Consider the following 11,598-nt stretch of genomic DNA (forward strand, 5'->3'; position numbering starts at 1 on the left):
AACTGTGGGCGCGGGCTTGTGTGGGAGCGGGCTTGCCCGCGATAGCGGTGGTTCAGCAGCCCAATGTATTGACTGACAGTCAGCCATCGCGGGCAAGCCCGCTCCCACAGTTTTAACTGCATTCCAGCCTTAGAGCCGGTCTCCTATAGTTTTAACTGCATTCCAGCCTTAGAACTGGGTCTGCACGGCCAATTCAAAGGTGCGCGGCGAGCCCAGGTAATACGCTGGCGACACATGGGCAAACTGCGCATACACCTCATTGGTCAGGTTGCGCACCCGGCCCGTCACCGAGGTGTGTTGATCGACCTTATAGGTCAGGAACGTGCCAAACAGGGTATACGCCGGCACCGTCAGGGTATTGGCATTGTCGGCATACACCTGCGCCACGTACCGCGCGTCTACGCCACCTTGCCAGGCGGGGGCGATGTCATAGGTCAGCCACAGGTTGCCCACCCGTTTCGGTACGTTGGTCGGTGTATTGCCCTTGCGCGACACCACTGCGCCGCTGGCGGTTTTCTCGTTGAAGTCATCGTATTGCGCGTCGACCCAGGCGAAGTTGCCTTCCGCCAATAGCTTGGGGGTGATGCGCAATGAGCTGGCCAGCTCGATGCCCTTGGACGACTGCGCACCCACCGCAATGCTGCGGGTGGGGTCTTGTGGATCGGTCACGGCAAAGTCTTTGCGCTCGATGTGGTAAGCGGCCACGGTGGCTGAACCACGCCCGTCCAGATAATCGAACTTGCTGCCCACTTCCCATTGCTTGCCGGTGGAGACATCAAACACCTGGGTGGTGCTGGTGGGCTGTTCGGCGGCGGTGCTGTATTGCACGTAGACATTGGCCGACGGGATGAACTGGTAGGTCAGGCCCACCCGCCCGGTGACCGGCTCCCAACGGCGCTTGACGTTACCCAGGTTGTCGCGGTGGCTGGTCACGTCCAGATCGATGGCGTCATAACGCAGGCCGGTCAGCAGCGACAGCGTGTCGGTCAGGCCCAGGCGGTTTTCGACAAACAGCGCCTTGGTCGTCACGTCGGTGGTCTTGTCCTTGATAAAGCCGGGCCGGGTGCCGGGCAGGTCGTAGAAATGCCCCGGATCGTAGTGGTTAGGGTCCACCGCGTTCTTGGGGGATACGTTCAACGGGCTGTTGGTGGTGCTGTTGACCTTGTATTCGAAACCGCCGGACCAGGTAGTGGCCAGGCCGAACACACTGCTGTCATGGCGCAGCTCGAACTGGTTGCCGTTCTGTTCGCCCTGATGCCGTACCTGATAGGCCGTCGAACGGTTCACCACGCGGTTGTCTGGGCTGTACTGGTAGGTCTCCAGGTTGCGGTAGTCGCGCTGGCTGTCCAGGTGGTAGAGGGTGTTGCGCAGGGTGGTGCTGTCGTTGATCCGATAGTCGATGATCGAGCGGGCCCAGATCGTGCGTTGTTCGTAGCGGCCATCGGCGACGTTGTAGTTGTTGAAACGGTTGTGCTTGTCGATCTTCAGCTCGCCGGCCTTGGGGTTGAGCACCGGGGTGCCCCAGTACGGGCTGTCTTCGTGTTCGTCCTGGTATTCCAGGGCCAGAGTGTGGGACAGGTTGGGCGTCAGGTCGCTGAGCAGGGAAAACGCCACGCTCCAGGACTCCCGTTGCTGGCGGTCGATATGGGTGTGGTTGGTGTTGCGGCTGACATCCAGGCGCGCATAGTGCTGGACCTCGGCGCCGGGCTCGGTTAGGGCGTGGTTGAGGCCCAGGGCGATGCCGGTGGTGTCGTAGCTGCCGTAGTTGATCTGGCCTTCGACGGCCTGTTCTTCGCGGTTGGCCAGCTTGGTCACGTAGTTCAGCGAACCGCCCACGGAGCCGGCACCGTTGATCAGCGAGGAGGGGCCGCCCACCAGTTCCACCCGGTCATAAATCCAGGCATCCACCGGTCGCGCCAGGCCACTGGCGACGTTGATGCCGTTGAACATCTGGGTGATCTGGCTGCTGGTAAAGCCCCGGTAGGAGATAAACCCGCCAAACCCCGGCGGCGCACTGGCGTTGACCCCAGGCAGGGTGTTGGCCGCATCCTGGAAGGTTTTGGCGCCACGGCGTTCGATATCGTGGCGGTCGGCGATGCTGATCGAAGCCGGGGTTTCCCGCACGCTCAGGCCCAGGCGCGAGGCCATGCCGCTGGATTGGTCCAGGGCCAGGCCAGGCTCGTTGGTGGCGGCGCCGTCAATGGTGGTGGGGGCCAGCTCAAGGGCCCAGGCGCTGAAAGGCAGGCAGCCGAACAGGCCCGCCAGTAGAGGTAAATGTTTCATCGGTAAATCCTGAAAAGCAGGGCTTGGAAGCAGCGCACAGCCGTCCGCGCTTCCGGGGGGAAGCTGCGCGGTGTGCGGATCAAAAAGCGCAGGTATCAGGCGTAGGCGGGCGGGGCGCGCGGATTAGCCGCAGGCCAGGTAAAACGGGTGGGAATGTCAGCGGTGAGCACCACCGCCGGAGGTGGCGCATGGGGCTGGGGAAGGACCGCGACGTTAAGGCTGGAGTTCAGCGCCGGGCCCATGCCGCCGGTGGAACACAGCGGGCAACCGAAGGCCTTGGACAGCGTGGGCAGCGACTCATCGCCCGTATTGACGGGGGCTGGCGCCTGGGTGCGTGGGTCTACCGTACAGAACTGGCCGCCAATGCCGTTGAGCTGCATGCCGACCATTTGCCCATGACCAATACTGCAGGCGAACACGTTGAACAGGACGCAGCCATAGAGCATCCAGGCAATCAACGAGCGGTCGGCACGGGCGAGTTTCATGGCCGGCACTTTAGCATCAGACGACAAAATCCCTGCAAAAAATCTGAAAGGGACTATCCTCTTTCGCACTTTTCCAGGGGTGTCCAGCCATGAGCTTTGTTATTGCGAGGTGGGTCGTCGGGGTCTTTACGTTTATCAGCATGGTCCATGTGTACTGGGCCGCAGGCGGCAAGCTAGGCAGTACGGCGGCGATCCCGCAACTGCCCGGCGAGTTCGCCAGCGGGCCGCGACCGGCGTTCAAACCGTCAGCGCTGGGCACCTTCCTGGTGGCGGTGGGGTTGGTGCTGATTGCCTTGTTGGTAAGCCTGCGGGCGGGGCTGTTTTTCCAGCCGGTGGGGCATCAGGCCCTGCAGTGGGGGATCAGCGCGATTGCCTTGATCATGTTTGCGCGGGCGATTGGTGATTCGGAGCTGGTGGGGTTCTTCAAGAAAGTCGGCGGGTCGCGGTTTGCGCGGCTGGATACGTTTTTCTATTCGCCGCTGTGCCTGATGCTGGGGACTGGGCTGTTGGTCGTGGCCTGGGCCTGATTGACGGTATGCAGGGCCAAATGTGGGAGCGAGCAAGCCCGCTCCCACATTGTTTGGCGCGTATATTCAGAGGGATCAGCTACCGCTGTCAGTCCTGCGGCTGCTGACCTCGGCCGGTACATTTTCCCCCGCCATGCGCTTGCGGAACAGCGACGTGCGCGCCAGCAACAAGGTGGTCACCGGTACGGTGATCGACAGCAGGATCGGGATCAGCCAGCCATGCAGCACCGGCCCGGACTTGAGGGTCGAGAAGTAGATAATCGACGCCAGCGCCACGCACCAGGCGCCCAGGGTCGAGGCCAGTGCAGGCGGGTGCATGCGCTGGAAAAAATCCTTCATGCGCAACAGGCCTAGCGCGCCAATCAGCGCAAACAGGCTGCTGAGCACCAGCAGGATCGCCACGAGGATTTCTACCCACAGTGGCAGTTCACTGACATTGATCATTCGATCACCTCCCCACGCAGCAGGAATTTGGCCAAGGCAAACGAGCCGACAAAGCCGAATAGCGCAATCAACAGTGCCGCTTCGAAGTAGGTGTCACTGGCATAGCGTATGCCCAGCACCAACATCATCAACATGGCCAGGATATACAGGTAATCCAGGGCCAGGACCCGGTCCTGGGCCGAAGGACCCTTGAACAGGCGCACCAGGGTCAGGACCATGGCCAGGGAAAACAGGAACAGGCTGAGCAGGATCGCATTGGCGAGCAGGGCACTCATTCGAAGATCTCCATCAGGGGCCGCTCGTAGGCCTGCTTGAAGTGCTCGATAAACTGCGCGTCGTCATCCAGGTCGAACACGTGCAGCAACAGGATGCTACGGTCCAGGGCCAGTTCCGACCACACGGTACCGGGGGTCACGCTGGTGATCGTCGACAGCACAGCCAGGCCGTTGGCGTCGCGCAGGTCCAGGGGGATTTTTACAAAGCGCGAGCGCGGCGGCCGCGAGCCGCAGGTCAAGACGCCCCAGGCCACGTGCAGGTTGGAGATGAAGACATCGCGGCCGACCAGGAAGAACAGGCGAATGATCACCCCTGGGCGACGGATCCGTACCGGCAGCGGGCGCAGCGGCGCCATCATCAGCGGTGCGAGGAAGCCAAGGATCGCCCCCAGCAGCAGGTTGCCGGGGCTGATCGACAGGTTCAGCACCAGCCACAGCACCCACAGTGCCAATGACAGCCACGGGGCAGGAAACAGGCGTTTCATGGCTGCACCTCCACGGCGGCGGCCTGGGCTTGCGGGCCCGGCACCGGGCGGGTGGCCATGACGGCCATCACGTAGTGCTCGGGGTTGTTCAGGCTGTTGGCGGTGTCCTGGGTAAAGCGCATGAGCATTTCTGCCTTGAAGGTCAGGCCAATCGCCAGGCCGAGCAAGACGAAGATCGGTATGCACTCAAAGCGGCGCAGCAGCGGCGAAGGCCGTTCTTCCGGGGTCCAGAAGCGCTGGATGCCCAGCCGCGCAAAGGCGATCAGCGAGGCCAGGCCCGAGAAGATCAGCAGCGCGAACAGGCCCCAGGCTGCCGGGCGGATCGGCTCCGTCACGGCATGGCCCAGGCCCAGGGGGTTGACCAGCGCACTGAGCAGGCTGAGCTTGCCGATAAAGCCTGACAGCGGCGGCATGCCGATGATCAGCAGGGCGCAGGCTATAAAGCTCAGGCCGAGGAAGGCCATGGTCCACGGGATGACCTGGCCGACTACGGCCTTTTGCTCATCGTCGAGGTTGGTGCCCCTGGGTGGATGCAGGGATTCCACCGGCGGTGGCAACACTTCGATTTCATCGTCCAGAGGTAGCTCATTGGCCGAGCGCGAGCGTTCGATCAGTTCCGCCAGCAGGAACAGCGCGCTCAGGGCCAGGGTCGAGCTGACCAGGTAAAACAGCGCGCCGGCGGTCAGGTTGGGCTGGGCAAAACCCACCGCCGACAGGAGGATGCCGGCCGAGACCAGGATACTCAGGCTGGCCATGCGCTCCAGGCGTTGGGCGGCAAGCATCGCCAGGGCGGCGCAGAGGATGGTGGCCATGCCGCCGTACACCAGCCAGTCACCGCCAAACAGCGCCGAGGCGCCGGCCTGCCCGGAAAACAGCAGGGTCCACAGGCGCAACACGGTGTACACGCCGACCTTGGTCATGATCGCAAACATCGCCGCCACCGGCGCACTGGCCGAGGAGTAAGCCGGCGCCAGCCAGAAATTCAGCGGCCACATCCCGGCCTTGGCCAGGAACGCCGTGGCGAGGATCGCCGCGCCGGCATGCAGCAGACCGCGATCGGCTTCTGGCACCAGCGGGATCTTCAGCGCCAGGTCAGCGAAATTCAGGGTGCCGGTGACCCCGTAGATCAGCGCCGCGCCAATCAGGAACAGCGATGAAGCCAGCAGGTTGATCGAGACGTAATGCAGCCCCGACGACACCCGCGCCCGGCCCGAACCGTGCAGCATCAGGCCGTAGGACGCAGCCAGCAGCACCTCGAAGAACACGAACAGGTTGAACAGGTCGGCGGTGAGGAAGGCCCCGTAGAGGCCCATCAACTGGATCTGGAACAACGCATGGAAGCTGGTGCCGGCGCGGTCCCAACGGGCCATGGCGAACAGCAGGGCGCTGACGCCGATGATCCCGGTGAGCACCAGCATCAGGGCCGACAACTGGTCCACCACCAGCACGATGCCAAACGGCACCTGCCAGTTGCCCGGCAGGTACACGCCAATGGAGGCAGGGCCGCCTTTTTGCGTCCAGTACAGCATCAACATCGCGATGCCCAGGCCGGTCATGCTCGACAGCAGGTTGATCTTGGCCTTGAGCGGGCGGTGTTTCTCGCCCAGCATCATCATCAGCGCAGCGGTCAGCAGCGGCAGCAGGATCGGCGCGATGATCAGTTGGTTCATCCAGCTCATTCCTTGGGCTCCCGGCCGTCCACATGGTCAGTGCCGGTCAGGCCTCGGGACGCCAGCAGCACCACCAGGAACAGCGCGGTCATGGCGAAGCTGATCACAATCGCCGTCAGCACCAGGGCCTGGGGCAGGGGATCGGTGTAATTGAGCAGGTCCTGGGGCACACCGTCCTTGATGATCGGCTCCTTGCCGATAAACAGGCTGCCCATGCTGAAGATGAACAGGTTGACCCCATAGGACAACAGGCACAGGCCCATCACCACCTGGAACGTCCGTGGCCGCAGCACCAGCCAGACGCCGGAGGCCGCCAGGACCCCAATGGCAATTGCGATGACTTCTTCCATCAGGCAGCAGCTCCTTGTGGTGGCGTGGCGGCGGCTTTCGCCTGGTTGCCGGGTTTATGGGCCCGTACCGATTGGTGGCCGAGGGCGGTGAGCATCAGCAGGGTCGAGCCGACCACCATGGCGTACACGCCGACGTCGAAGAACAGCGCGCTGGCGATATGGATGTCGCCCAGCACCGGCAAGCTCAAGTGCAGGGTGTGGGTGGTGAGGAACGGGTAGCCGAAGAACAGCGCCCCCAGTCCGGTCAGTGTCGCCGACAGCAAGCCAAAGCCCATCCAGCGCATCGGCCGCAGGTTCATCTGCGCCTCGACCCACTGGGTACCGGCGACCATGTATTGCAGGATAAACGCCACCGACATCACCAGCCCGGCGACAAAGCCGCCGCCCGGCTGGTTGTGGCCGCGCATAAACAGGTAGAACGACACCACCAGGGCAATCGGCAGCAGCAGGCGCACCAGCACCGCGGGCACCATCATAAAGCCCAGGGCGGTGTCGCTGGCCTGGCGTGGGTTGACCAGATCGGTGTCCACGTCCGGCGCCAACAGCCGCTGTTGCGCGGGCAGTTGCTCGCTTTCCTTGGGCGGACGGAAGCGGCGTAGCAGCGCATAGACGGTCAGGGCTACGGCGCCCAGCACAGTGATCTCGCCCAGGGTATCGAAGCCCCGGAAGTCGACGAGCATCACATTCACCACATTGCTGCCGCCGCCTTCAGGCAGGGCGCGGCTGAGGTAGAACGAGGAAATATCGTTGGGGGTCTGGCGCGTCAGCATCGCGTAAGACAGCAGCGCCATGCCGCCACCGACCACGGTCGACAGCAGCAAGTCGCGCAAGCGTCGGATGCGCGCCTTGCGCAACGAACTCGGGAGTGGCGAGACTTCTTCGATCCGCCGTGGCAGCCAGCGCAGGCCCAGGAGGATCAGGACCGTCGTCACCACCTCGACCACCAGTTGCGTCAATGCCAGGTCCGGTGCGGAGAACCAGACAAAAGTCACGCAGGTCATCAGGCCGCACACGCTGACCATGGTCAGGGCTGCCAGCCGGTGGTACTTGGCTTGCCAGGCGGCGCCCAGGGCGCAGGCGATCGCCAACAGCCACAGGGTGACGAACACGATGGAACCCGGGATTTTCGGCCGGTCGCCCCAGCTCAGGCTGCTGCCCAGCATGGGGATCATCCCGGCAATCACCGCCACCAGCACCAGTAGGAACAACTGGGTCTGCAGGCGCTTGGTGCTGATGTGTTTCTCGATCTTGCGCACGCCACGCATCATCACCACCAGGCAGCGCTCGAACATGCGCTTGCCGTTGAAGTAGCTGATGATCGGCGGGTACTTGAAGCGCCCGCGCTTGAGTTGCTTGCGCAGCAGCAGGTACAGGACCACACCGCCGGTCATGGCCACCAGGCTCATGATCATCGGCGCGTTCCAGCCGTGCCAGATCGCCAGGCTGTACTCGGGCAACACGCCGCCGACCACCGGCAGGGCAGCGGCGGCGAGGATCGAGCCCACCACCTGGGCCGGGAAGATCCCCACCAGCAGGCAGGTAAACACCAGCAGCTCGACCGGCGCACGCATCCAGCGTGGCGGTTCGTGGGGCGTGTGCGGCAGGTCGGTGGCGGCCGGGCCGAAGAATACATCCACGGTGAAGCGCAAGGCATAGGCCACGCTGAAGGTGCCGGCGATGGTCGCAATCACCGGCAGGGCGATTTCTACCCACTGGGTCGAGGAGATAAACACGGTTTCGGCGAAGAACATCTCTTTGGACAGGAAACCGTTGAGCAACGGCACCCCGGCCATGGAGGCGCTGGCAACCATGGCCAGGGTCGCGGTAAACGGGATCAGGCGCACCAGGCCGCTGAGCTTGCGGATATCACGGGTGCCGCTTTCGTGGTCGATGATGCCGGCGGCCATGAACAGCGAGGCCTTGAACGTGGCGTGGTTAAGGATATGGAACACGGCCGCGACGGCGGCCAACGGGCTGTTGAGGCCCAGTAGCAGGGTGATCAGGCCCAGGTGGCTGATGGTGGAGTAGGCCAACAGGCCCTTGAGGTCGTTCTGGAACATCGCGCAATACGCGCCGAGCAACAGGGTCAGGGCGCCGGCACCGCCGACCATCCAGAACCACTCTTCGCTACCCGACAGCGAGGGCCACAGGCGGGCCAGCAGGAACACGCCGGCTTTCACCATCGTGGCCGAATGCAGGTAGGCCGACACGGGGGTCGGTGCAGCCATGGCGTGGGGGAGCCAGAAGTGGAAGGGGAATTGCGCGCTTTTGCTCAGGGCGCCGATCAGGATCAGCGTCAACAGGACGGGGTAGAGGGAGTGGGCACGGATCTGGTCACCGGCGGCGAGCACCTGGTCCAGATCGTAACTGCCGACGACATGGCCGAGCAGCATGACCCCCGCCAGCAGGCACAAACCACCCGCACCGGTGACCATCAGCGCCATGTAGGCACCCCGGCGCGCATCGGAACGGTGGTGCCAATAGCCGATCAGCAGGAACGAGAACAGGCTGGTCAGTTCCCAGAAAAACACAATCTGGATCAGGTTGCCGGAGATCACCAACCCGAGCATCGCGCCCATGAACGCCAGGAAAAACGCAAAGAAACGCGGCACCGGGTCATTCGGCGACATGTAATAACGGGCGTACAAAGACACCAGGCTACCGATGCCCAACACCAGCATCGAGAACAACCAGGCAAAGCCATCCATGCGCAACACGAAGTCCAGGCCCAGGCCGGGCACCCAGGAGAATTCTTCGCGGATCACGCCACCGTCGGCGATCTGGGGGTAGAGCAGGGCGACTTGTACAGTACCGACCAGGGCCACAAGGCCGGCCAGCAGGGATTCAGTATTACGTGCGTTGTGCGGCAGCAAGGCCGCCAGACAGCTGCCGATAAAAGGCAGAAGCAGTAGAACTATCAGGGACATAGGCTTCTAATCTGCGGTGGTTTGGGATGCATCATACGTGCCGGAAACCGGATTACCAAACGGCAACCTGTGGCAGGATCCTACAAGATGGACCGTAAATGCCTATCTGTCGTGGTGTAGGTGCGGGCTCCTACAGGGAGACGGGCTTGCGCTCTCGCGCCTTGATCTCACTGACAATCACCGCCGCCACAATCAACACCGCCCCCACCATGGCCATCGGCGGGAAGCGCTCACCGGCAATCCGTCCGATCACCCCGGCCCACACCGGCTCGCCGGCATAAATCAGGGTGGCACGGGTCGGCGAGACGCTTTTCTGCGCCCAGTTCATCGCCAATTGGATCACCGCACTGGTCAAGCCCAGGCCGACGGCGCTGAACAGCAACACCCAGGAAAAGCCCGGCAATGCCTCGCCGGTGGGCACTACCAGCAGGAACGACAGCAGCGAGGCGGTGGCCAGTTGCACCACGGTCACCCGGCGTACATCCACCTGGCCCGCATAAGCGCTGATCAGGATGATTTCGGCGGCAATCGCAATCGCGCCGATCAACGTGGCGATTTCCCCGGGGCTGAAATTCAGTGATGCGCCGGCCGGGCCGGTCAGCAGCATCAGGCCGGCGAAGGCCAGCATAATGCCGATGCTTGGCATCAACCCCGGGCGTCGCCCCAGCACCAGCCACTGCAGCAGCGGCACAAACGGCACGTAGAGCGCGGTGATAAACGCCGACTGGCTGCTGAGGATGGTCTGCAGACCAATGGTTTGCAGACCGTAGCCAAACATGATCGCCGTGCCGATAAAGGCGCCCGCCTTAAGCTCGAACAGGGTCAGGCTGCGCAGGTTGCGCCAGGAAAACAGGCCGACCACCAGCGCCGCTGCGGCAAAACGCAAGCCGACGAAGAACATCGGCCCGCTGACGGTCATGGCGTGTTGCACCAGGATAAACGTACCGCCCCAGATCATGGTGATCAGCACCAGCACGCATTCGGCTTTGCTGAAGCGGGAAAACAGCGGGGAGGCGGTCGAGGTGGTCATGGCGGCTCTGGTCTTGCACAGGAAGGGCGCGGAACGCACAATGCGCCGCAGCTGGGCAGTATACTGCGCAACCCCACCGAGTGAGCAATATAGTGCACAAAGAAAATCCGCAACGGGCCTCGGTCCTGCAGCACGTCAGCCAGAACGTTCGACGCCTGCGCCATGCGGCCGAACTGAGCCAGACAGCCCTGGCGGAAAAGTCCGGAGTCAGCCGGCGTATGCTGGTGGCCATCGAGGCCGGTGAAAAGAACGTCAGCCTGTCCACCCTGGACCGCGTGGCCGAAGCCCTGGACGTGGCCTTCAGCGACCTGATCCAGGCCCCTGATGCCCGTGACCACAGCCGCATCAACGAACTGGCCTGGGCCGGTGAAATAGATGGCAGCAAGGCCGTGTTACTGGCCAAGGCCAGCGCCCGGCGGGAGGTGGAACTGTGGGAGTGGCGCCTGGAGCCGGGCGACCACTATTGCCCGGATCCCGACCTGGAAGGCTGGAGCGAACAGTTGTTCGTGTTCGAGGGCAGCCTGACCCTGGTGGTGGGTGACGTCGAAACCACCATCGCCGCTGGCGAGTTCTTTATGTTCCCCAGCCATCAGCCCCATGCCTATCGCAATGACGGGCCAGTGGCGGTGCGCTTTATCCGCAACGTGGTGATCTAGATCCACACATCATTGCGCTGGGTCCGTTCGCCGCCCTGATCGCCAGTGTTCAACACGCCGCAGGGTTCGACCAGCAGCAGCTTTACCTCGCCCTCGGCATACGGTTTGTGCTCGATGCCCTTGGGCACCACGAACATCTCGCCAGCCCCGAGCTGTACCGCGCCATCGCGAAAATCAATGCGCAGCGCGCCCTCAAGGACGATAAAGGTCTCGTCGGTGTCCGCGTGGCTGTGCCAGACAAAATCCCCTTCGATCTTCACCACCTTGAATTGGTAGTCGTTCATCTGCGCGACGACCTTGGGTGTCCATTGCTCGCTGAACAGGCTGTATTTGTGCGCAAAGTTGATGGCGGTATAGGAGGGCATGTCCGTTATCTCTGTTGATCCGGGAAAGGCCAGACCTTAAATGCAGCGCGGCAGCAAGTATTGAATGATCGTGCGATTGTGAGTTTAAAAGAAACGTTATA

General features: G+C 62.9%; 12 protein-coding genes. 2 read left to right on the forward strand and 10 right to left on the reverse strand.

All coding sequences use genetic code 11. The features are described from left to right. Positions 1-168: 168 nt before the first annotated feature. Positions 169-2,283: a TonB-dependent siderophore receptor gene (locus tag K1X80_RS11580; RefSeq protein WP_057959205.1), complete on the reverse strand. Its 2,115-nt coding sequence runs from the start codon at positions 2,281-2,283 to the stop codon at positions 169-171. A gap of 95 nt (positions 2,284-2,378) precedes the next feature. After that, on the reverse strand, positions 2,379-2,768 hold the full coding sequence (locus tag K1X80_RS11585) for a DUF2946 family protein (protein ID WP_057439055.1): 390 nt from the start codon (positions 2,766-2,768) through the stop codon (positions 2,379-2,381). A gap of 89 nt (positions 2,769-2,857) precedes the next feature. Here K1X80_RS11585 and K1X80_RS11590 point away from each other — a divergent pair, with 89 nt between their 5' ends. Further along, on the forward strand, positions 2,858-3,295 hold the full coding sequence (locus tag K1X80_RS11590; RefSeq protein ID WP_057959206.1) for a DUF3995 domain-containing protein: 438 nt from the start codon (positions 2,858-2,860) through the stop codon (positions 3,293-3,295). 75 nt (positions 3,296-3,370) lie between these two features. Here the strand turns inward: K1X80_RS11590 and K1X80_RS11595 are convergent, their stop codons facing one another. The 7 genes from K1X80_RS11595 to K1X80_RS11625 form a co-directional block, all read right to left on the reverse strand. Further along, entirely contained in the window at positions 3,371-3,739 is a 369-nt protein-coding gene (locus tag K1X80_RS11595; RefSeq protein WP_057959207.1) for a Na+/H+ antiporter subunit G, read from the reverse strand. Then, positions 3,736-4,014: a K+/H+ antiporter subunit F gene (locus tag K1X80_RS11600; protein ID WP_038440496.1), complete on the reverse strand. Its 279-nt coding sequence runs from the start codon at positions 4,012-4,014 to the stop codon at positions 3,736-3,738. Before K1X80_RS11600 ends, K1X80_RS11595 begins: the two co-directional genes overlap by 4 nt. Continuing rightward, entirely contained in the window at positions 4,011-4,499 is a 489-nt protein-coding gene (locus tag K1X80_RS11605; protein ID WP_169990019.1) for a Na+/H+ antiporter subunit E, read from the reverse strand. Before K1X80_RS11605 ends, K1X80_RS11600 begins: the two co-directional genes overlap by 4 nt. Further along, positions 4,496-6,178 carry a monovalent cation/H+ antiporter subunit D gene (locus tag K1X80_RS11610; RefSeq protein WP_057959209.1) on the reverse strand — a complete coding sequence of 561 codons (1,683 nt, stop codon included), beginning with the start codon at positions 6,176-6,178 and terminating at the stop codon, positions 4,496-4,498. The genes K1X80_RS11605 and K1X80_RS11610 overlap by 4 nt, the downstream gene beginning before the upstream one ends. Continuing rightward, positions 6,175-6,519, reverse strand: a complete 345-nt coding sequence (locus K1X80_RS11615; RefSeq protein WP_005789164.1) for a Na+/H+ antiporter subunit C — start codon at positions 6,517-6,519, stop codon at positions 6,175-6,177. The genes K1X80_RS11610 and K1X80_RS11615 overlap by 4 nt, the downstream gene beginning before the upstream one ends. Then, positions 6,519-9,446, reverse strand: a complete 2,928-nt coding sequence (locus tag K1X80_RS11620) for a monovalent cation/H+ antiporter subunit A (RefSeq protein ID WP_057959210.1) — start codon at positions 9,444-9,446, stop codon at positions 6,519-6,521. The genes K1X80_RS11615 and K1X80_RS11620 overlap by 1 nt, the downstream gene beginning before the upstream one ends. A gap of 130 nt (positions 9,447-9,576) precedes the next feature. After that, complete coding sequence (locus K1X80_RS11625; protein ID WP_057959211.1) at positions 9,577-10,476, reverse strand: DMT family transporter; 900 nt, start codon at positions 10,474-10,476, stop codon at positions 9,577-9,579. A 92-nt stretch (positions 10,477-10,568) separates the two neighbouring features. On the opposite strand from K1X80_RS11625, the gene K1X80_RS11630 reads away from it, so the two are divergent. Then, on the forward strand, positions 10,569-11,132 hold the full coding sequence (locus tag K1X80_RS11630) for a helix-turn-helix domain-containing protein (RefSeq protein ID WP_057959212.1): 564 nt from the start codon (positions 10,569-10,571) through the stop codon (positions 11,130-11,132). On the opposite strand, the gene K1X80_RS11635 is transcribed toward K1X80_RS11630, so the two are convergent. Continuing rightward, positions 11,129-11,497, reverse strand: coding sequence for a cupin domain-containing protein (locus tag K1X80_RS11635; RefSeq protein ID WP_057439047.1), 369 nt, complete (start codon positions 11,495-11,497; stop codon positions 11,129-11,131). The genes K1X80_RS11630 and K1X80_RS11635 overlap by 4 nt on opposite strands. Between the last annotated feature and the right edge of the window lie 101 nt (positions 11,498-11,598).

The organism is Pseudomonas sp. So3.2b, assembly GCF_019464415.1.
GTDB classification, from domain to species: Bacteria; Pseudomonadota; Gammaproteobacteria; order Pseudomonadales; family Pseudomonadaceae; genus Aquipseudomonas; species Aquipseudomonas shahriarae.